At 70.1% G+C, this 19,135-nt stretch carries 21 protein-coding genes; 15 read left to right on the plus strand and 6 right to left on the minus strand.

Annotation, left to right across the window (positions count from 1 at the left end; genetic code table 11):
• Positions 1-66 precede the first annotated feature (66 nt).
• Complete coding sequence (gene hppD, locus AB0K21_RS17260; protein WP_343977766.1) at positions 67-1,176, minus strand: 4-hydroxyphenylpyruvate dioxygenase; 1,110 nt, start codon at positions 1,174-1,176, stop codon at positions 67-69.
• A 102-nt stretch (positions 1,177-1,278) separates the two neighbouring features.
• On the opposite strand from hppD, the gene AB0K21_RS17265 reads away from it, so the two are divergent.
• Together AB0K21_RS17265 and AB0K21_RS17270 are read left to right on the plus strand one after the other, a co-directional pair.
• Positions 1,279-1,758 (plus strand): Lrp/AsnC family transcriptional regulator, encoded by a 480-nt coding sequence (locus tag AB0K21_RS17265; RefSeq protein WP_030910940.1) that lies wholly within the window; start codon positions 1,279-1,281, stop codon positions 1,756-1,758.
• Positions 1,759-1,862: 104 nt separating this feature from the next.
• Positions 1,863-4,001, plus strand: coding sequence for a transglycosylase domain-containing protein (locus tag AB0K21_RS17270; protein ID WP_343977763.1), 2,139 nt, complete (start codon positions 1,863-1,865; stop codon positions 3,999-4,001).
• Positions 4,002-4,003: 2 nt separating this feature from the next.
• On the opposite strand, the gene AB0K21_RS17275 is transcribed toward AB0K21_RS17270, so the two are convergent.
• Complete coding sequence (locus tag AB0K21_RS17275) at positions 4,004-6,004, minus strand: thioredoxin domain-containing protein (RefSeq protein ID WP_343977760.1); 2,001 nt, start codon at positions 6,002-6,004, stop codon at positions 4,004-4,006.
• Positions 6,005-6,391: 387 nt separating this feature from the next.
• Between AB0K21_RS17275 and AB0K21_RS17280 the strand changes: the two genes are divergently transcribed.
• Positions 6,392-7,552 (plus strand): hypothetical protein, encoded by a 1,161-nt coding sequence (locus AB0K21_RS17280; protein ID WP_343977757.1) that lies wholly within the window; start codon positions 6,392-6,394, stop codon positions 7,550-7,552.
• Between the two features lie 93 nt (positions 7,553-7,645).
• Here AB0K21_RS17280 and AB0K21_RS17285 read toward each other — a convergent pair whose 3' ends face one another.
• Positions 7,646-7,963, minus strand: coding sequence for a GNAT family N-acetyltransferase (locus tag AB0K21_RS17285; RefSeq protein ID WP_343977754.1), 318 nt, complete (start codon positions 7,961-7,963; stop codon positions 7,646-7,648).
• Between AB0K21_RS17285 and AB0K21_RS17290 the strand changes: the two genes are divergently transcribed.
• Positions 7,950-8,126 (plus strand): hypothetical protein, encoded by a 177-nt coding sequence (locus AB0K21_RS17290; protein WP_343977751.1) that lies wholly within the window; start codon positions 7,950-7,952, stop codon positions 8,124-8,126. The two genes, AB0K21_RS17285 and AB0K21_RS17290, sit on opposite strands and share 14 nt — an antisense overlap.
• Here the strand turns inward: AB0K21_RS17290 and AB0K21_RS17295 are convergent.
• Together AB0K21_RS17295 and mca are read right to left on the minus strand one after the other, a co-directional pair.
• Positions 8,123-8,323, minus strand: coding sequence for a hypothetical protein (locus tag AB0K21_RS17295; RefSeq protein WP_343977748.1), 201 nt, complete (start codon positions 8,321-8,323; stop codon positions 8,123-8,125). The two genes, AB0K21_RS17290 and AB0K21_RS17295, sit on opposite strands and share 4 nt — an antisense overlap.
• A gap of 34 nt (positions 8,324-8,357) precedes the next feature.
• Complete coding sequence (mca, locus tag AB0K21_RS17300; protein WP_343977744.1) at positions 8,358-9,242, minus strand: mycothiol conjugate amidase Mca; 885 nt, start codon at positions 9,240-9,242, stop codon at positions 8,358-8,360.
• A 228-nt stretch (positions 9,243-9,470) separates the two neighbouring features.
• Here mca and AB0K21_RS17305 point away from each other — a divergent pair, with 228 nt between their 5' ends.
• The 3 genes from AB0K21_RS17305 (at position 9,471) to AB0K21_RS17315 (ending at position 11,946) form a co-directional block, all read left to right on the plus strand.
• On the plus strand, positions 9,471-9,899 hold the full coding sequence (locus tag AB0K21_RS17305) for a DUF4307 domain-containing protein (protein WP_343977741.1): 429 nt from the start codon (positions 9,471-9,473) through the stop codon (positions 9,897-9,899).
• Between the two features lie 106 nt (positions 9,900-10,005).
• The gene (gene greA, locus AB0K21_RS17310; protein WP_343977738.1) at positions 10,006-10,506 is read left to right on the plus strand and encodes a transcription elongation factor GreA; all 501 of its coding nucleotides are present in this window, start codon (positions 10,006-10,008) and stop codon (positions 10,504-10,506) included.
• Positions 10,507-10,704: 198 nt separating this feature from the next.
• Complete coding sequence (locus AB0K21_RS17315; protein WP_364150951.1) at positions 10,705-11,946, plus strand: C40 family peptidase; 1,242 nt, start codon at positions 10,705-10,707, stop codon at positions 11,944-11,946.
• 19 nt (positions 11,947-11,965) lie between these two features.
• Here AB0K21_RS17315 and AB0K21_RS17320 read toward each other — a convergent pair whose 3' ends face one another.
• Positions 11,966-12,277 carry a TetR family transcriptional regulator gene (locus AB0K21_RS17320; protein ID WP_343977732.1) on the minus strand — a complete coding sequence of 104 codons (312 nt, stop codon included), beginning with the start codon at positions 12,275-12,277 and terminating at the stop codon, positions 11,966-11,968.
• A gap of 66 nt (positions 12,278-12,343) precedes the next feature.
• Here AB0K21_RS17320 and AB0K21_RS17325 point away from each other — a divergent pair, with 66 nt between their 5' ends.
• From AB0K21_RS17325 to AB0K21_RS17360, 8 genes are all read left to right on the plus strand, one after another.
• Positions 12,344-12,871 carry a hypothetical protein gene (locus tag AB0K21_RS17325; protein WP_343977729.1) on the plus strand — a complete coding sequence of 176 codons (528 nt, stop codon included), beginning with the start codon at positions 12,344-12,346 and terminating at the stop codon, positions 12,869-12,871.
• Positions 12,872-13,162: 291 nt separating this feature from the next.
• Positions 13,163-14,962, plus strand: a complete 1,800-nt coding sequence (locus AB0K21_RS17330) for a phosphoenolpyruvate carboxykinase (GTP) (RefSeq protein WP_343977726.1) — start codon at positions 13,163-13,165, stop codon at positions 14,960-14,962.
• Positions 14,963-15,069: 107 nt separating this feature from the next.
• Positions 15,070-16,041 carry a TIGR04222 domain-containing membrane protein gene (locus AB0K21_RS17335; RefSeq protein ID WP_364150956.1) on the plus strand — a complete coding sequence of 324 codons (972 nt, stop codon included), beginning with the start codon at positions 15,070-15,072 and terminating at the stop codon, positions 16,039-16,041.
• On the plus strand, positions 16,034-16,897 hold the full coding sequence (locus AB0K21_RS17340; RefSeq protein ID WP_364150959.1) for a DUF692 domain-containing protein: 864 nt from the start codon (positions 16,034-16,036) through the stop codon (positions 16,895-16,897). Before AB0K21_RS17335 ends, AB0K21_RS17340 begins: the two co-directional genes overlap by 8 nt.
• Positions 16,890-17,252 carry a hypothetical protein gene (locus AB0K21_RS17345; RefSeq protein WP_364150962.1) on the plus strand — a complete coding sequence of 121 codons (363 nt, stop codon included), beginning with the start codon at positions 16,890-16,892 and terminating at the stop codon, positions 17,250-17,252. The genes AB0K21_RS17340 and AB0K21_RS17345 overlap by 8 nt, the downstream gene beginning before the upstream one ends.
• A gap of 71 nt (positions 17,253-17,323) precedes the next feature.
• Positions 17,324-17,506 carry a hypothetical protein gene (locus AB0K21_RS17350; RefSeq protein WP_343977715.1) on the plus strand — a complete coding sequence of 61 codons (183 nt, stop codon included), beginning with the start codon at positions 17,324-17,326 and terminating at the stop codon, positions 17,504-17,506.
• A gap of 37 nt (positions 17,507-17,543) precedes the next feature.
• Positions 17,544-18,500, plus strand: a complete 957-nt coding sequence (locus AB0K21_RS17355; protein WP_343977712.1) for a hypothetical protein — start codon at positions 17,544-17,546, stop codon at positions 18,498-18,500.
• Positions 18,501-18,588: 88 nt separating this feature from the next.
• Positions 18,589-19,065 (plus strand): hypothetical protein, encoded by a 477-nt coding sequence (locus AB0K21_RS17360; RefSeq protein ID WP_343977709.1) that lies wholly within the window; start codon positions 18,589-18,591, stop codon positions 19,063-19,065.
• Positions 19,066-19,135: the final 70 nt, after the last annotated feature.

A 19,135-nucleotide genomic window follows, 5' to 3' on the forward strand; every position in this document is an offset into this window, starting at 1 on the left:
CGGGTGATTGCCGGAAGAGTGCCATCACAAAGCCAACGGCGGTTTTGGGTTACCTCTGAGCCGGGGTCACAGGTTTCCCCTGAGGTCCTGCTCACGCTCGATCGCCTCGAAGAGCGCCTTGAAGTTGCCCTTGCCGAAGCCGAGCGAGCCATGCCGCTCGATCAGCTCGAAGAACACGGTCGGACGGTCCTGCACCGGCTTGGTGAAGATCTGCAGCAGGTAGCCGTCCTCGTCCCGGTCGACCAGGATGCCGCGCTTCTTCAGCTCCTCGATCGGCGCGCGGACCTCGCCGATGCGCTTCCGCAGCTCCGGGTCGTCGTAGTAGGAGGCGGGAGTGTCCAGGAAGCCGACCCCGGCCTCGCGCATGCGGTCGACGGTGCCGAGGATGTCGTTGGTGGCCAGCGCGATGTGCTGCACGCCGGGGCCACCGTAGAACTCCAGGTACTCGTCGATCTGCGACTTCTTCTTGGAGATCGCCGGCTCGTTGAGCGGGAACTTCACCTTGCGGGTGCCGTCCGCGACCACCTTGGACATCAACGCCGAGTATTCGGTGGCGATGTCGTCGCCGATGAACTCCGCCATGTTGGTGAAGCCCATGACCCGCCTGTAGAACTCCACCCACTCGTCCATCTTGCCGAGTTCCACGTTGCCGACGCAGTGGTCGACGGCCTGGAACAGGCGGCCGTTCTTCACGTCGGGGGCCGCGACCAGAGGTTCCGCAGGGAGGTAGCCGGGCAGGTAGACGCCGCTGTAGTTGGACCTGTCGACGAGGGTGTGCCGGGTCTCGCCGTAGGTGGCGATCGCCGCGACCACCACCTTGCCGTGCTCGTCCTCCAGCACCTGCGGCTCCGACAGCCCCCGCGCGCCCTGGGCGAGCGCGTGGGCGTAGGCCGTGTCCACGTCGGGGACCTCGATGGCGAGGTCGATCACGCCGTCACCGTGCTCGGCCACATGGCGGGCGACCTCGGTGCCGGGGCGTACCGCCCCGCGGAACTCGAACCTGGCGGCGCCCGAGGTGAGGACGTACGCCACCTCGTCGCGGCTGCCGTTCTCCGGGCCCCGATAGGCCACGAGCCGCATGCCGAACGCGCTGGAGTAGTAGTGGGCGGCCTGCTTGGCGTTGCCCACCGCGAAAACCACGGAGTCCATGCCGTTCACCGGAAAGATGTCGCTCATGCGAGTACCTTCTGATTTGCTGGTCTGTTTGTGCAACACTCACTTGAAATAGTGCACAATATGCACAATCGATTGCCGATCATCGCGGAGTGCCTGTACATCATGACGATCGATCAGCTCGACGCCCGCCTCATCGCCCTGCTCGCGGCGGAGCCCAGACTCGGGGTGCTGGAGTGCTCGCGGCGGCTCGGAGTGGCCCGGGGGACCGTGCAGGCACGCCTCGACCGGCTGGTCGCCCGGGGGGTGGTCACCGGGTTCGGCCCGGACATCGCCCCCGCGGCGCTCGGCTACGACGTGACCGCGTTCGTGACCCTGCAGATCCGCCAGGTCAGCGGGCACGACCCGGTCGCCGTGCAACTCGCGGCCATCCCCGAGGTGCTGGAGGTGCACACGATCACCGGCGGTGACGACATGCACTGCCGCGTGGTGGCGCGCAGCAATGCCGATCTGCAGCGGGTAATTGACCTGATCGTTGACGTCCGGGGCGTGGTCAGGACCTCGTCGGTGATCGCCTTGGACACCCCTGTGCCATACCGTGTTCTGCCTTTGGTGGCCGATGTCCCGCGCAAGGGGAGGAGCTAGCCGTACCATGCCAAGCAGGGGCCAGACACCGTTATCCATCGTTTACCCTTAACGGTCCGCGCAGCCGTCGGGGGTCTGCGACGGATCCGATCGGGGGGTCACGCGTGCTAAAGGGCGGGACGGGCAGTCCCAGGAGGAAGCTCCTGCGGATCACACTCATCGTCTTCGGCGTCGGTGTCATCTCGGTGATCGGCCTGCTCGGGGTGGTGTGGGCGATGACCCCCATCCCGGACAGCACCCAGCCCAGGGCCACCGCGCAGGGCTCGGTGATCTTCTATCGCGACGGCAAGACCGTGCTGGCCAAGCAGGGTGTCAACCGCAAGAGCGTGACCCTCGACAAGGTCCCGCAGGGCCTGCGCAACGCGGTCATCGCCGCGGAGAACCGCTCGTTCTACGACGACCAGGGCATCTCCCTCAAGGGCACCTTCCGGGCCATGTGGTCCACGGTCACCGGGCAGCAGCTCCAGGGCGGCTCCACGATCACCCAGCAGATGGTCCGCAACTACTACAGCGGCCTCAGTCAGGAACGTTCCATAATCCGCAAACTCAAGGAGATCATGATCTCCCTGAAGGTGGACCAGTCGAAGTCGAAGGACTGGGTGCTGGAGCAGTACCTCAACACGATCTACTTCGGCCGGGGCGCCGACGGGGTCCAGGCGGCGGCCGACGCCTACTTCCGCAAGGACGTGGGCAAGCTGACCCTCGCCGAGGGCGCCTACCTCGCCGCGGTGATCCAGCAGCCCTCCAGGTTCGCCGACCCGCAGGGCGCGGACCTCTATGCGGCCAGGGACCGCTGGAGGTCGGTGATCGACGGGATGGTGGCCATCGGGGCCGTCACCTCCACCGAGGCCGCCGAGGTGACCTTCCCCACCCTCAGAAAGCCCAAGGCGATCTTCGCGCCCAAGGGGCAGGAGGGCTACATGCTCGACCAGGTGGCGGCCGAGCTCAAGAGCAGGGGCTACACCGACGAGGTCATCAACCAGGGCGGGCTGAAGATCGTATCGACCTTCGACAAGAACCTGATGGCCGCCGCCGAGCGCGCCGTCACCTCGGTCCTGCCGGAGAACACCCCCAGGAAGGTCCGCACCGGGCTGGCCGCCGTCGATCCCGCGTCCGGTGAGGTCCTCGCCTTCTACGGCGGCCGCGACTACGCCGCCAACAAGTTCGACAACTCGTTCTCGGCCAAGGTGCAGGCCGGATCGACCTTCAAGGCGTACACGCTGGCCGCGGCCCTGAACAACGGCTTCGGCCTGGACACCAGGGTCGACGGCAACTCGCCGCTGCGGATCGCCTCCGCCGACATCCCCAACTCGGGCGGCTACTCCTACGGCCAGGTCAACCTCGTCAAGGCGACCCAGAGCTCGGTGAACACCGCCTTCGTCGACCTCGCCCAGAAGGTCGGCCTGAACAAGGTGGTCAAGGTCGCCGAGGCCGCCGGAATCCCCAGCGGGCAGCTCGACCCGCATCGGGCCGCGGCCACCCTCCCGCTGGGCGTGGCCTCGGTGAGCGCGGTGCAGAACGCCTCGGGCTTCGCCACCTTCGCCGCGGAGGGCGTCCACCGCGAGGCCCATGTGATCCGCTCGGTCACCGACGCCGACGGAAAGGTGGTGAAGAGCTCCACCAAGGGGAAGCGCGCCTTCAGCGAGCAGGCCGCCATCGACGCCACCTACGCGCTGACCCAGGTCGTCGAGGCGGGCACCGGCTCGGGCGCCCGCCTGTACGACCGCCCCGTGGCGGGCAAGACCGGCACCACGGACGAGTCGGCGGCCGTGTGGTTCGCCGGGTTCACCCCGCAGCTGGCCACGGCGGTGAACATGTTCCGCGACGACAACAAGCCGGTGACCGTGAACGGCAGCGCCCAGTACGGCGGATCCTATCCCGCCCAGATCTGGCGCGCCTTCATGACGGAGGCGATGGACGGCAAGCCGGTCAAGGAGTTCAAGGAGCCGTCCAGCTACGGCTACTCCAACCCGTACGACGTCTACGGCTCCGACGGCCGGTACGACGACCAGGGCGGTGACCAGGGCACCGCCAGCCCCACCCCCGACGAGACCGGCACCTTCGGCCCCGGCCAGAGCGCGAGTCCCGGCCAGGAGACCCCCGGCCCCGGCCAGACCTCGGCTCCGGGCGACGACGGGCAGGGTGGCCCCGGTAACGGCCCGGAGGGCCAGGACGGAGGCGGCGACGAGCTCGACCTCAACGGCCTGGGCCGCCGCGTCGTCGCCCCCGTGGGGAGCGAGTGACCCTACGCCCCGCCCGCCAGCTCGGCTCGCAGGGCCGTGGGGGTGGTGACGGGCATCCGGCAGGTGAAGCCACGGCACACGTAGGCCGCGGGCGCGCCTCCCACCAGGCCCCGGCCGGCCAGGAGCGGGATCTCGCCGGAACCGGGCTCTCCGAGTGCCAGGACCAGGCCGGGCAGGGGTGACATCAGAGCGGCCCGGTGCAGGGCCGCCGTCGTCGGATCGTCGGCCGACCCCACGACCGCGACCTCGATCGGGCCGGTCACCGCCGCCTGTGCCACCGCGAGGCCCCACCCGGCGAACCGGGCGTGCCTGTCGGCCAGGACGGTGACCGTGCCCAGGGCCGCCTCGGCCGCCGCCCTGTGCCGGGACGAGCCGGTCAGCGCCGCGTACGACAGCAGCGCCCCCGCGGCGGCGAACCGGCCGGAGGGAGTGGCGTTGTCCGTCGGGTCCTGCGGGCGCTGGAAGAGCCGCTCGGCGTCGTCGGCGGTGTCGTAGAACCCGCCGGAGCCGTCGGAGAACCGCTCCAGGACGGTCTCCAGCAGCGACTCGGCCCGCCGGAACCAGCGGACCTCCCCGGTCACCCCGGAAAGGGCCAGCAGGCCCTCCGCGAGGTCGGCGTAGTCTTCCAGTACCCCCGCGTTGGTGCCGGCGCGGCCGTCGCGGGAGGTGCGCAGCAGCCGGTCACCGTCCAGGTGGAGGTCGTCGAGCAGGGTGGCCGCCTCGCGTGCCGCCTCGACGAGGTCCGGCCGGTCGAACAGGGCGCCGGTCTCGGCGAGGGCGGCGATGGCCAGGCCGTTCCAGGCGGCCACCACCTTGTCGTCGCGCCCGGGCCGCACCCGGCGGGCCCGCGCGGCCAGCAGCGCGGAGCGCACCCGGGCGAACCGCTCGGGGTCGGTGGGGTCGGAGCGGAGCTGGAGCACCGAGGTGCCGTGCTCGAACGTCCCCGTCACCTCGAACAGGTCGATCGCCCAGGCGCCGTCCTCCTCGTCGAGGACCTCGCGGAGCTCCCGGGGGGTCCAGGCGTAGAACCTGCCCTCCACGCCCTCGCTGTCGGCGTCCAGGGCGGAGGCGAAGCCCCCCTCGGGGGTGCGCATCTCGGCCAGCAGCCAGTCGGCGGTCTCCAGTGCCACCCGCCTGCCCAGGGCGGAGCCGGTGGAACGCCACCAGTGCGTGTAGACCCGCAGGAGCAGGGCGTTGTCGTAGAGCATCTTCTCGAAGTGCGGCACCACCCAGTCCGCGTCCACGCTGTAGCGGGCGAACCCGCCGCCGAGCTGGTCGTAGATGCCGCCCCTGGCCATGGCCTCCAGCGTCCGGTCGGCCATGGACATCGCCGCGTTCGCGGTCGTCCGCGCATCCTCGTCGGCGGGGGTCGCGCCGTAGCGCAGCAGGAACTCCAGGGCCATCGACGGCGGGAACTTGGGCGCTCCGCCGAAGCCGCCGCGGGCCGAGTCGAAGGACTCGGCCAGGCTCTGTACGGCCCGGGTGAGCGTGCTCGGCGCGGGCAGTGGACCCGACGGCATCGCCGACTGCTCGTTCAGCGCCTCCACGATCTTCGAGCTCTGTTCGAGCACCGCCTCCCGGTCGCCGTTCCAGGCGTTCGACACTCCGGCCAGCAGCCGCTGGAACTGCTGCCTGGGAAAGTAGGTGCCGGTGTAGAAGGGGTGGCCCTCCGGGGTGGCGAAGACGGTCATCGGCCACCCGCCCTGGCCCGTCATGGCCTGGGTGGCCGTCATGTAGACCGCGTCGACGTCCGGGCGCTCCTCGCGATCGACCTTGACGTTGACGAAGTGCTCGTTCATCAGCGCGGCCGTGCCGGGGTCCTCGAACGACTCGTGAGCCATCACGTGACACCAGTGACACGCCGAGTAACCGACACTGATCAGCAGGGGCACGTTCCGTCGTCGCGCCTCCGCGAAGGCCTCGTCCCCCCAGGGGAACCAGTCGACGGGATTGTCCGCGTGCTGCAGCAGGTAGGGGCTCGTCGCGTCCGTCAAACGGTTCATGAAGACCCTTCCTGGGTACGCGGTGCGTACTTCTCCTCGCGGGGTGCGCACAGGTCGCGCGTCCCGGTTTTTCCCACACTAGACCGAGGGTGCGGCCGAGCGGCCCGTGGTCGTGGTCCTTGACGTTCGGCCCTCTGGAGTCGTCGAAGGGAGTCCCGCCGAGCTGCTCGACGAGGGCGAGAAGGCCGGGACGGCGGTCGCTGGGAGCGTGGCCCTGAGCCCGGCCGGGCCCGCGCCGTGGACGGCGATCGTCTCGCCGGGCGTTCGGGGTTCACCGCCGCGTTCTCCCCTCCGGCCGCCCGGTGAAGGCCGTGCCGGCCGAGGGGCTGGAGGTGACACCGGGCAGGAAGGTGTGTTCATCGCGCTTCGGGCGTAGGCTCACTGGGCGTGGATCTCGACTTCGTCTGTGTGCACGCCGGAAGGGCGGCTTCCGAGCTGACCCGGCGTGATGTTGCCCGCGCGCTGCTCGCCGTGCCGTCCGGGGTGGCGCTGGTGGCGCTGCCCGATCTGAGGCGGGCGCTGCTGGCGGCGGGCAACCCGCTGTCGGTGCCGTTCTGGGACTCCGCGAAGGCGACCCTCAGCGCGATCGAGTCCGGCGGCGCGACCGTGGGGGACGTGCAGCGCTGGATGGAGTCCACGGGCACCGAGCCGCTCCTGCTCACCCGCAGCTTCTTCGTCTGGCCTGAGGAGGACGAACGGGGACCGGTCGGCGAGGAGATGTTCAACCGGCTGGTCGCCTACCTGGAGGAGCGGGTCGCCGCGGGGGAGATCGACCCGGACGCGCTCGCACGGGGTGACGAGCAGGCCAGGGAGGTCTACGCGGACTTCCAGGAGCGCTGGCTCACCGGTCCGCTGCCCGACGGGCGGGTCCCGGGAGCCGCGGTCTCCGACGAGCAGGACGAGGAGCTGTTCGCCGCCTGGGACGAGGAGGAGGCGTTCGCGCTGGGCGAGCTGCGGCGCATCCTGGCCGAGCTGCCCGAGCCCGAGCGGCCTGTCGGGGAGCTGCGGGCCGCGGCCACCCGGCTGCGCGAGGTGCTGGCCGGCCCCGGCTATCCGGGAAACGTGCTGCGGGCCTGCGCAGGGTACGAGGGGGAGCCGCTGCCGGCCGACGACGAGGAGCTCTGGCTGACCGTCACGGCGGGTATCGCAGGGCCGATCTCCGACCTGCCGGAGGAGGAGGACCGGCTGGAGGTCTTCACCGATCTGGACGGGGAGCTCAGCCACGAGGACTCGGTGCTGGCCGCCCTGTGCGCGATCCACCACGCCGACTGGCTGGCCGTGGTCGCGGCCCTGGCCAGGCGCGGTCCCGGGGTGCTGGCCTCACCCGAGCGGATCGCCCGGCTCATCGCCGAGTCGGAGGACATCGACGTCGACATGGACGAGCCGGAGGATCTGGAAGCGGCCGAGACGCTCTTCAGCTCGGTCACCCCGCTCTGGGCGTGTCTCGGGATCGTCGACAGGACCGAGGTGCTCACCCCGCTGGGTCGCTGGGGCCTGCCCAAGGCGCTGGAGCGAGCCTGGTCCTCGACGGACGCCCTCGGGGACTGAGGGGGCGAGGGCCGCGGACCGACGGCCGGGACGCGCGGAGGGGCCGGTCGGCCAGGCCCGGAGAACCGGGTGCCCGCCGCACGGCCGCCGAGGTCAGGCGTCCTCGTCCAGGAGGTCGAGGTAGCTCTCCGGCACCAGGTCCCGGTACTCGGGGTGGCGCCGGATGTAGCGGGCGACGAACGGGCAGAGCGGCACGACCATCCGGCCGGAGGCGCGGCTCGCGTCGAGAGCCGCGGCGGCCAGCCGCCCGCCCAGGCCCCTGCCCTCGAACTCGGGGAGGATCTCGGTGTGCGTGAAAATGATCTTCCCGGATCGGAGCCGGTACGCGGCGAACCCGGCGACCCCGCCGTCCAGCAGGATCTCGAAGCGGGCGGCCTCGTGGTTGTCGGAGACCTCGATGTCGTCGGCCATGCTCGTCCTTGGGGTGTCGGCCCTGCCGGGCGGGTTCTTCGCGCGTGCCGAGCCGTCACCGGCCGGGGTCACGGGTCCGGCGGTGTGGGTGATCGCCCCGATCACCCCCGCCCGTCCCTCGATCGCCCCCGGCGGGCCGGGGACGTACGCGGAACCGGACTAGGGGGCGGTCGGTGTCGTGGTGCCGGCGGTGCTCCGCTGCTTCCTCAGCTCGGCCTCGGAGGGGACCTCGATCCTGGAGATCTGCCTGCGCATCGACTTGACGAGCAGGTAGAGGGCGAACCCCATCGCTGCCACGACGAGGAAGCCCACGAGGCCCGGGTTGACGACGGACTCGTCGAGGACGTTTGGTGTAATCACACGTCAAGTCTGCCACCGCCACCCCACGGTCGCGTCAGTGGCAGGCGTGCGAGACCGTGTCCGCGTGGATTCCGGTGAACAGGTCGTCCTCGGGAAGCTCGACGTCCACGAGCGCGCGGGCCAGGTGGTAGTCCTCGGTCGGCCAGACCTCACGCTGCAGGTCACGCGGGCAGACGAACCAGAAGCCGTCCGGATCGACCTGGGTGGCGTGCGCGAGCAGCGCCTCGTCGCGGATCTCGAAGTAGTCGCCGCAGGGGACCCGGGTGGTCACCGGCCACTTCTGCGGGCGGTCCTCCCAGCGGGAGATCCAGTCGGCGTAGGGGGAGCCCATGCCGCGGGAGTTCATCGCCTCGTGCAGCGCCTCGAACCGGTCCTTGGTGAAACCCATGTGGTAGTAGAGCTTCAGGGGCTGCCAGGGCTCGCCGGTGCCCGGGTAACGGTCGGGGTCGCCCGCCGCCTCGAACGCCTCCACCGAGACCCGGTTGGTCATGATGTGGTCGGGGTGCGGATAGCCGCCGTCGTCGTCGTAGGTGAGGATGACGTGCGGCCTGAACTCGCGGACGGCCGCGACCAGCGAGGCCGAGGCGATCTGGAGGGGCTGCAGGGCGAAGCAGCCCTCGGGTAGCGGTTCGCTCTCGTCCTCGGGCAGGCCGGAGTCGACGAACCCCATGAAGCGCTGTCGTACGCCGAGGATCTCGCGGGCGCGCTCCATCTCCAGACGTCGCACCTCGCCGATGTTCTCCAGGATCTCCGGGCGCTCCATCTTGGGGTTCAGGATCGACCCGCGTTCGCCCCCGGTGAGCGTACAGACCAGCACGTCCACGCCCTCGGCCACGTAGCGCGCCATGGTGGCGGCGCCTTTGCTCGACTCGTCGTCGGGATGCGCGTGGACGGCCATCAGCCTGAGTGGTGCACTCACGGGCTCGGTGTCTCCTCTGTGTCGGTCGCGCTTCGGATCGTCGTCGGTCGCCTCGCGGACGGCCTAACCTGGCCGTATCCCCCGCTCCGCTCGACGCGGTACCCCGCGCGCCCTTGGCTTACGTCACTCTGTGAAGAGGTTAGTTTCTCTTGGGCGGTCGCGAGGGCGAGGCCCCCGCAGGGGACAATTGTCTCGGATAACACCGAGGTAGTGCAGGGAGATTCCGTCATGGCCACCAGCGAAGCCGAGAAGGGCCGTCAGAACGGCCCGATCCTTGGCACCCCGGACGATTTTCCCGACCGTCCGGAGCGCAGGGGACGCTTCGTCGTGCACGTCGTGATCGCGATCCTCTGCGCCGTGTGCGCGGGGGGCTGGGGCTATGTGATGTGGGCGTCCAAGGGCAACACGGAAGTCATCGACCAGCTCATCGCATTCGATGCCAGCCGCGGCGATTCTGTGCAGATCATGTTCGAGGTCGTCAAACCATCTGATCGCGCGGCGCTCTGCCGGCTGCGGGCCACCGACGTCAGCCACGTCGAGGTCGGCAGCAAGGAGGTCAATATTCCGGCTGGTGAGGGGTATGTTCGGCTTACTGAACAGCTAGAGACCAGTGCTCAGGCCACTTCTGGTCATGTCCAGTACTGCTATCTCGTATAGTGAGACATTTGAGGAGGCGGACGAAGGCCTAACTTGTTAGCCTGTCGAGATTCGACCGTCCGCAACCCCCAAGCACGAAGCCCCCTAGAGGAAGCAAGGAGAACCCGTGGCCGACTCCCACAACGAGAGCGTCACCTGGCTCACTCAGGAGGCGTACGACCGCCTGAAGGCTGAGTTCGAGCATCTCTCGGGGCCCGGGCGCGTCGACATCGCCAAGAAGATCGAGGCGGCCCGCGAAGAGGGCGACCTGAAGGAGAACGGTGGCTACCACGCCGCCAAGGACGAGCAGGGCAAGATGGAGGCCCGCATCTTCCATCTCCGTCAGATCCTGGACAGCGCCAAGGTCGGTGAGGCGCCCCGTACCGAAGGCGTGGTGGGCCCAGGAATGACGGTCACCGTCCGTTTCGAGGGCGACGACGAGGAGGTCGCCTTCCTGCTGGCCTCCCGCGAGGAGAGCGGCGCCCCGATCGACGTCTACTCGCCGAAGTCGCCTCTCGGCTCGGCGATCAACGGCAAGAAGATCGGTGAGAAGGCGACCTACACGATGCCGAACGGCCGGTCCAACACCGTCGAGATCCTCGAGGCCGTGCCGTACGTCGGCAACTGACCTCCCCACACTCCGTTGATCCGTTGATCCGCCGGGACGGGTGTCCCGGCGGATTGCCATGTCTTGGAGGATTTGGCGGGAGATTTGTAGTCTTTCGGCCATATTGCAGATAAGGCGCTTTTTGGTGGGTTCGCGTGCATCGCCGGGCGGTGTACGGCACCCTCGTAGGGCCGGACCGGTGGGAGAAGGGGATATGTCGTGTTCGATCGGCGGCCACGTGTCTCCGACCTGATTCGGGAGGCCCGCCAGGACCTCGCCTACCGTCCCCGTCTCCGCTACAGCCGCGCCGCCCGTCTGATGAGGCAGGCGGTCCCGATCCTCGCCGTTCTGCTCGTCGGCGTGCTGGCCATCGGCCTGATGATCTACACGCAGATGCCGGAGGCCGATCCGGAGACGGTCACCATGCGCAGATCCGTCGCCACCGTGCCGACCCAGGTGGCGAAGCCCGTCCAGCCCGCGCAGGCGCCCGCTCCGGTGGCGCCGCTGACCTCGATGCGGAAACCGCATCTTTTCGTGGTGGCGCCCAAGCCGCTCAGCTCGGCGGTGGTGGCCAAGGTCGCCCAGCTCTCCGGGGTGCGGGCGGTGGAGCGCGCCGACGCCGCGGAGGTGATCCTGGACGGCAAGCGAATTCAGACGCTCGGGGTGAACCCCTCGACGTTCCGCGCCTACACCCCCAAGCCGACGGCGCGCTCCGACAGGCTCTGGCGGAACGTCTCGGCGGGGGAGGTCGCCGTCTCCTTCGTCCTGGGCAACGACGGGGGCATGCCGCTGGGCAAGACGTTCACCACCGCCGGGCAGAACCTGAGGGTCGGCGCCTACGCCACGATGGGCATGGGCGCCATCGACGCGGTGGTCTCCCGGCCGACCGCCCGCGCACTGGGCATCCCGGAGAACAACGCGCTCGTGGTGAGCGCCCCGAAGGCCGACTCCGCGAAGCTGCGCCGCGCGCTTCTGCGCGTACTGCCCAAGGGAGGGCAGGTCGCCGTGATCAACCCGGTGCTGACGGTCTCCCGGAGCGCGAACTGGCCGGCCGGCTCCTTCCCGACCACTCCCCAGATCAGGACCGCGCTCACCGCCGCGATCAGCAAGCTCGGCCGCCCGTACGTGTGGGGCGCGGAAGGGCCGGACAGCTTCGACTGCTCGGGCCTGGTCCAGTGGGCGTACGCCCAGGCGGGGATCACGGTGCCCCGGGTGACGCACCAGCAGTTCGTCTCGGGCCCGCAGATCCCGCTCGCCCAGGCCCAGCCGGGGGACCTGCTGTTCTGGCGGCACGACCCCACCAACCCCGGTTACGTCTCGCACGTGGCGATCTACTGGGGGGACGGCAAGATGCTGCACGCTCCCAGGACCGGCGACGTGGTCAAGCTCGTCCCCGTCACCACCCGCAACTTCGCCGGGGCCGTGCGCGTCAGCCCGGCGGTCGCCGCCCGCGTCCGTTAGGCCCCCTTGGACCTTTCGCCTACCGCGTGCCGGTGAGCGGGAGGCCGGCGGCGAGCTGGACCAGGGCGGTGTCAAGGAGGTCGGGCAGGTTCTCCGAGGGGTTCGCGGCCCAGCGGGCGACGGAGGGGAGCATGGCCCCGAGCACCGCGGCGGCGAAGGTCTCGACGGAGAGGTCGCGGGGATCGCGGCCGGTACGGGAGGCGATCTGCTCGACGGTCGTGGCCTCGTATCCCCGCTCGGCGAACAGACGCAGCGCGTGCTCCTGAATCGCACAGCGGGTCTTCGCCTTCTTGCGCTCGCGCAGCCCTCCGGCGCGTTGGGGTGATCTCATTCGCCGATTCTCGCGCCTGTGCGGGCCAGCGTGGACAGCGGCCGTGAACGTTGTAATCTAAATTACATGGAAAAAGATAAAACAATGGAGAGGCTGCGCGGCTGGTTCTCGGGAAGGCTGCCCCGGGAATGGTTCGAAGGCGAGCCCGAGATCGTGCTGGACCGCGAGGAGATCGCGGTGGTCGGCCGGCTTCGGGCTCCCGCGCTCGGCGACGACGTCTCGGAGGTGGAGCGTTCCGCCGCGCTGGAGGGCGGCATCCTGCGCTTCCGCGAGGAGACCAGGGAGCGGCGCGTGGAGATCGCTCTGGAGGCCGAACACCTGTTCCGCAGGAAGGTCTCCTGGGGGGTCGCGGTCGGCGGCGAGACGGTGATGTTCACCACACTGTCGGTGCCCGTCATGACCAGGCTCAGACAGTCGGAGCGCCGGGTGCTCGACACCCTCGTGGCCGCGGGGGTGGCCCGCAGTCGCAGTGACGCGCTCGCCTGGTGCGTACGTCTGGTGGGCGACCACACCGACACCTGGCTGGCGGATCTGAGGGACGCGCTACGGCATGTCGACCGCGTCCGGGCCGCCGGACCCGACGTGAATTCCTGAGGCTGGGCAGCGGGAATGGTCGATAAATTGGTCTGAACCTGTCGGCCGATTGGTTTAGACCTTTCTCATTGGCCTATACCAGTGCGGGAAAAGCTTTTTTAGGGCCGTTTTTTCTGGGTAGGGGGCTGCACAGCCCTGCGGCTCCTGCCAGGCTATACATCGCTGGAGACGCCGGGCCGGAAGCGCCTTGACATCTGATCGCGCGAATTCACTGGTCTATGCCAATTGGATTAAGCGCGGTTCCGTCGTTAATGATGTTTTGGCCCCGTGAAGCGTAAAGGAGCCCGAGCAGTGTCCCTTACCGTAGACGTGAACACCACCAGCCCGACCAGTCATGCGGAACTGGCCGAATGGGTCAGGGAGATCGCCGAGCTGACACAGCCGGACCGGATCGAATGGTGCGACGGCTCCGAGGTCGAATGGACGCGCCTGACGAACCTGCTGGTCGAGCGAGGGACCTTCACACGCCTGGCCAAGCGGCAGAACAGCTTCCACGCCGCCTCCGACCCCGGCGACGTCGCCCGGGTCGAGGACCGGACCTACATCTGCTCGGAGCGCGAGGAGGACGCCGGGCCGACCAACAACTGGATCGCCCCCGCCGAGATGCGCCGCACCTTCGGCGAGATCTTCAAGGGCAGCATGCGCGGCCGGACGATGTACGTCGTGCCGTTCTGCATGGGGCCGCTGGGCGGTGAGATCTCCCAGCTCGGTGTGGAGATCACCGACTCGCCGTACGTGGTCGTGTCGATGCGCGTCATGACCCGGATGGGCGAGGACGCGCTGCGGCTCATCGAGGAGCGCGGCGGCTACGTCAAGGCGGTCCACTCGGTCGGCGCCCCGCTCGAACCCGGCCAGGACGACGTGCCGTGGCCGTGCAACGCCACCAAGTACATCAGCCACTTCCCCGAGACCCGCGAGATCTGGTCCTACGGCTCGGGGTACGGCGGCAACGCCCTGCTCGGCAAGAAGTGCTACGCGCTGCGAATCGCCAGCACGATGGCCCGGGACGAGGGCTGGCTGGCCGAGCACATGCTCATCCTCAAGCTCACCCCGCCTTCGGGGGAGACGCGCTACGTCGCGGCGGCCTTCCCGAGCGCGTGCGGCAAGACGAACCTCGCCATGCTCCAGCCGACCATCCCGGGCTGGAAGGTCGAGACGATCGGCGACGACATCGCCTGGATGCGCTTCGGTGCCGACGGAAGGCTGCGGGCCATCAACCCCGAGGCGGGCTTCTTCGGCGTCGCTCCCGGCACCGGCGAGTCCACCAACGCCAACGCGATCGAGACGCTCTGGGGCAACAGCATCTTCACGAACGTCGCCCTCACCGACGACGGTGACGTGTGGTGGGAGGGACTCACCGACCAGCCCCCGGCGCACCTGACCGACTGGAGGGGCCGGGACTGGACGCCGGAGTCCGGCGAGCCGGCCGCGCACCCCAACGCCCGCTTCACGGTCCCGGCCGCGCAGTGCCCGACGATCGCCCGTGAGTGGCAGGATCCCGCGGGCGTGCCGATCTCGGCGATCCTGTTCGGCGGGCGCCGCGCCAGCGCGGTCCCGCTGGTGACGGAGGCGCTGAGCTGGCAGCACGGCGTCTTCATCGGGGCCAACATCGCCTCGGAGAAGACCGCCGCCGCCGAGGGCAAGGTCGGCGAGCTGCGCCGCGACCCGTTCGCGATGCTGCCCTTCTGCGGCTACAACATGGGCGACTACTTCGCCCACTGGCTCAAGATCGGCCAGCGTGAGAACGCCGAGCTGCCGCGCGTCTACTACGTGAACTGGTTCCGCAAGAACGACGAGGGCAAGTTCATCTGGCCCGGGTTCGGGGAGAACTCCCGCGTGCTCAAGTGGATCGTCGACCGTCTCAACGGCCAGGCGGAGGCGGTGCGCACCCCCATCGGCCTGCTCCCCGCCGAGCTCGACACCGACGGTCTCGCGGTCTCCGAAGAGGACATGCGGACGCTGCTCAGCGTCGACGAGGAGATCTGGCGGCAGGAGGCGGCGCTCATGCCCGCCTTCTTCCAGACCTTCGGCGACCACCTGCCCCGCGAGCTCTGGGAGGAGCACGAGGCACTCGTCGCCCGCCTGGGCTGACAGCTGCAAAGGGGTCGAAGACGGGGGAAACTTCTGACAGGCTGTGCCCGTCCAATCGGATACACGGGACGTCACGCCTGTGATCCCTTTCCCCCGAGGAGGCGGATATGGGGTTCCCGCTGTTCGTCATCGCCTTCGCCGCCGCCCTGGCCATCGTCTTCACGGCGTTCACGCTCGGCCGTGAGCACCGCCGGGTCCGCTCGGCGGTGACCCGCCACCACGGCGGGCCACCGACCCCCTACGAGCTCGCCTACCTCTCCGGAGGCCCGCGCCGAGTGGTCAACACCGCGCTCGGCATGCTGGCCAAAGCCGGGGTGATCCGGGTCTCGCGAGGCGGTCAGGTCAGCCTGGTCGCCGGGGCCGTGCCCTCTCCCGACCCGATCGAACACGCCGTCACGGCGGCGCTCGCCCAGCGTGGGGGCGCCGCCCCAGTGGGCGAGCTCCGCCACGCGGTGGCCGCCGGACAGGCCGTCGACGGCCTGCGCTACCGGCTGCTGGGGCTGGGCCTGCTGGTGCCCGAGAGCGCGCTCGACCACGCGCGGGGACTGCTGAACCGGCTCCTGGTCACCTCGATCGTCACGCTGGTCCTCGCGGTGGGCATCCTGATCGCGGGCGCCAGGGGAAGGCTCGGCGCCGCGGCGCTGCTGGTCGGACTGATCGCGGCGCTCCTCGGGTTCTCCGTCTACGCGCGGCACAAGCGGCTGCTGCGCGACGTCCTGAGCCACGCGGGTCACGACGTGCTCACCTCCGCCCGCGGGACCTATGTCCGGGGCGCCCGCCCCGTCGCGCCCGACCTGGCCTTCGCCGTCGGCATTCCCGTCGCCCTGTACGGGCTGGGGGAGCTCGACGAGCCCGGCCTTGTGGAGGAGCTCCAGCGCCAGAGCGCGAGTGGTTCCGGGAGCGGCTGCGCGGTCGGCGCCTGCGGTGGCGGCGGCGGTGACTTCGGATCCGGGAGCTGGGGCGACTCAGGCGGCGGGTCGAGTGACGGTGGCGGATCGAGTGACGGTGGCGGGTCCGGTTGCGGGTCCGGTTGCGGGTCCGGTTGCGGTGGCGGGTGCGGGGGCGGCTGCGGTGGGTGAGCGTCCCCCGGTCGCCGCGGCGAGGACGGTCGCCGGCGGGGTGCTCCCGGCGGCGGCCGGGCCGGCCGTGGGCATCGGCTGGCGGCCGGAGATCGACCTGACCGTGGAACGGCTGCCCGGGGTCGACTTCGTCGAGGTCGTCGCCGAGAACGTCGACCCGGCCCGGCTCCCCGAGTCACTGCGGGTGCTCCGCGCCCGGGGCGTGCCGGTGATCCCGCACGGCGTCGGGCTGGGCATCGGCGGTGCCGGGCATCCCGACCCCCGGCGGCTGGCGCGGCTGGCGGACTGCGCGCGCGCCCTGGAGGCGCCGCTGGTCAGCGAGCACCTGGCCTTCGTCAGGGCGGGCGGCATGGAGGCCGGCCACCTGTTGCCGGTGCCGCGTACCAGGGCCGCGCTGGCCGTTGTCGCGGAGAACGTGCGGCGGGCACAGGAGGCGCTTCCCGTCCCGCTGGCCCTGGAGAACGTCGCGGCACTGTTCGGCTGGCCGGAGGACGAGATGACCGAGGCCGCCTTTCTCGGAGAGCTGGTGGAGATGACCGGCGTCGGACTCCTGGTCGACGTGGCGAACCTCTACACGAACCAGGTCAATCTGGGTCTGTCGGCCACCGCCGCGCTGGACGGCCTGCCGCTGTCCGAACTCGCCTACGTCCATGTCGCCGGGGGTCACTCTCGTGGAGGGCTGTGGCACGACACCCACACCGCCCGCGTCCCCGAGGAGGTGCTGGACATCCTCGCGGAGCTGTGCGCCAGGGTGGATCCGCCGGGAGTGCTGCTCGAATGGGACGACGACTACCCCAGCGACGGCGCGCTGGAGCGGGAGCTGGGCCGGATCCGCGGCGCGATGTCCGGTGTCTGAGGACGCGGCCAGGGAGGCGCTGGCCGGGGCGCAGGCAGCGCTGCTGGCCGCCCTGGTGGCGGGGGAGGAGGCACCGCCGGGGTTCGACAGGGAGCGGCTGCTGATCCAGGAGTCCAGCCTGATCTCCAAGCGGCGCAGAACGGTGGCCCGTCTCCGGCCCGACCTGGCCGCGCTGCTCGGCGACGGCTTCGCCGCGGAGTTCGACGCGTACGCGCGAGGCCGCCCCAAGCCGCCGGGCGGCTCGCACGCCGACGCCCGCGACTTCGCCGACCGGCTGCGCGCGGCGGGACGGCTGCCGGAGGAGTCCGTCGCCCCTGAGCCCCGCCGATGGTCGCCTTTCACCAGGCGCCGTTAGAAACTTGCGGCCTTCCCTGTTCGTCCACTGGGTAGTGGACCTCGGGAAGGGAATTCGTCCCGGAGGTCGGCATGCACATCGCAAAGATCATCATCACCGTGCTCGTCGTGCTCCTCCTGGTCGCCGGGCTGGTCGCGCTACGCCTGGCCGTGCACTCCTCGCGCGCACGCCGTTCGACCGGCACCGGGGGCCGGAAGGCCGGAGCGACGGCCGCCAGGGGCTCTATGCCGCGGAGGCGCCGTCGGTTAGGTTGAGCCGGTACATGATCGAGTGCCTGTGCCGGGAGCGACCGTGGGGAATTCCGCCGATCACGCGACCTGGCCGCTGCGCCCCGAGGACGAGGGGACGCATCCGGCCGGTGCCGAGCCGCTGTGGAGCGAGTCGGTCTACCTGGACTTCACGACCGAGGACGGTGCGCTCGCCGGTTACGTCCGGCTGGGCCTGTATCCCAACTGGAACCGCGCCTGGTACTGGGCGTGCCTGGTCGGCGTGGGCAGGCCCACGGTGCTGCTGGTCGACCACCACGTCCCGCTCCCCGGTCCCGACCTCGCGGTGCGGGGTGAGAACTTCCAGGCCACCCACGACGTGACGCTCCCCATGCGGTCCCTGCGGGTGAGCCTTGAGGCGGGGGCGGCCGCCGTCCTCTCCGACCCCGCCCTGGCGTACCGGGACCTGGACGGCGCCGCCACGACCTCCCTGGCGTTCGACCTGGAGTGGCGGAGCGCCGGCGAGGCGTACCCCTACGGCTTCGTCCCGCGCTACGAGGTCCCCTGCGAGGTCGAGGGGACCATCCGGGTCGGTGGCGAGGAGATCGCCTTCTCCGGTCATGGTGAGCGCGACCACAGCTGGGGAGAGCGTGACTGGTGGGGGCCGTCGTGGCTGTGGAGCTCGGGCCGGCTCGACGACGGCACGTTCTTCCACGGCATGCGGGCGAACGTCGGCTTCGAGATGCCCTGGCCCTGCTTCACGGCTCCGCCGGGCGGGGCGCTGGAGCACCGTGAGGGCTTCACCGCGGCGAGCGAGTTCGGGGAGGACGGATTCCCGTCCGGGGCGCGGCTGGAGGTGCCGGGGATGCCGATGACCGTCGTCCCGCTCGCCTTCGCCCCGGTCGCCATGACGTCGCCGGACGGGGAGGTCGCCCGCTTCCCACGTGCCCTGTGCCGGTTCGAGGCCTCCGACGGGCGCCTGGGGTACGGATGGACCGAGTGGCACCAGCCGCCTGGCTGGCGGGGACATGGATGGCGTTGATCACGTTTTGATGGTCTGAGCCGGGGATACCCTCTCTGAGGTGGGGGGAGTGCGTTGTCTTGATGGTTCTTATCTGACCGTTACGCCGGTGGCGTGCCGGGACAGTGTCGGTACGCCGTACGAGATAACGCTCGAACTCCATCGCGACGGCGCGTTGTACGGGACGGTGGGGGAGCGCTGCGGCTGGATTCTCAGCCGGCTGGCGCGCGGGGTCGCCGAGGCCCGCGCCGGCCACGAGGCGCGGTGGCCCGATCCCGACGACCGCTTCCCCGGTGACGCGGAACTGTTCGCCTTTCGTTACCGGGCCAGGAACGGGGTCGTCGGCGGGGGTGAACTCCGCTGCCAACTGCGCACCATTCCGATCTGGGTTCCCGGACGGCGCGGCCCGGCCGGGGCATGGCGGCTCACCAGGAGAGCGTTCCTGGAGGCATGGGGTGGCGGCGGAGTGGGTATGCGCGCCGTGCTCACTTCTGCTGAGCTGGGGGTTTTCGTGGAAGACATCATCACGGAAGCCGAAGGATGCCTAGGACCATACAAACCAGGCAAGTCGGCCAGATCCCTGTAGAGGGGGCGGAGGGGTCCGCGGGACGGCGATAATTGCCTGTCAGCGCCCATTCATGGCGGGTGCTGAGGGA

It is taken from the genome of Streptosporangium sp. NPDC049248, from assembly GCF_040678965.1.
GTDB lineage: Bacteria > Actinomycetota > Actinomycetes > Streptosporangiales > Streptosporangiaceae > Streptosporangium > Streptosporangium fukuiense.

Excerpts from the sequence above, each read along its gene's own strand:
- AB0K21_RS17305 (WP_343977741.1), top strand. The coding sequence starts at position 9,471 with ATGGCCACCAGCGAAGCCGAGAAGGGCCGTCAGAACGGCCCGATCCTT.
- AB0K21_RS17325 (WP_343977729.1), top strand. The coding sequence starts at position 12,344 with ATGGAAAAAGATAAAACAATGGAGAGGCTGCGCGGCTGGTTCTCGGGA.
- AB0K21_RS17290 (WP_343977751.1), top strand. The coding sequence starts at position 7,950 with ATGTCGTCGGCCATGCTCGTCCTTGGGGTGTCGGCCCTGCCGGGCGGG.
- AB0K21_RS17285 (WP_343977754.1), bottom strand. The coding sequence starts at position 7,963 with ATGGCCGACGACATCGAGGTCTCCGACAACCACGAGGCCGCCCGCTTC.
- AB0K21_RS17275 (WP_343977760.1), bottom strand. The coding sequence starts at position 6,004 with ATGAACCGTTTGACGGACGCGACGAGCCCCTACCTGCTGCAGCACGCG.
- AB0K21_RS17320 (WP_343977732.1), bottom strand. The coding sequence starts at position 12,277 with ATGAGATCACCCCAACGCGCCGGAGGGCTGCGCGAGCGCAAGAAGGCG.
- hppD (WP_343977766.1), bottom strand. The coding sequence starts at position 1,176 with ATGAGCGACATCTTTCCGGTGAACGGCATGGACTCCGTGGTTTTCGCG.
- AB0K21_RS17335 (WP_364150956.1), top strand. The coding sequence starts at position 15,070 with ATGGGGTTCCCGCTGTTCGTCATCGCCTTCGCCGCCGCCCTGGCCATC.
- AB0K21_RS17350 (WP_343977715.1), top strand. The coding sequence starts at position 17,324 with ATGCACATCGCAAAGATCATCATCACCGTGCTCGTCGTGCTCCTCCTG.
- AB0K21_RS17265 (WP_030910940.1), top strand. The coding sequence starts at position 1,279 with ATGACGATCGATCAGCTCGACGCCCGCCTCATCGCCCTGCTCGCGGCG.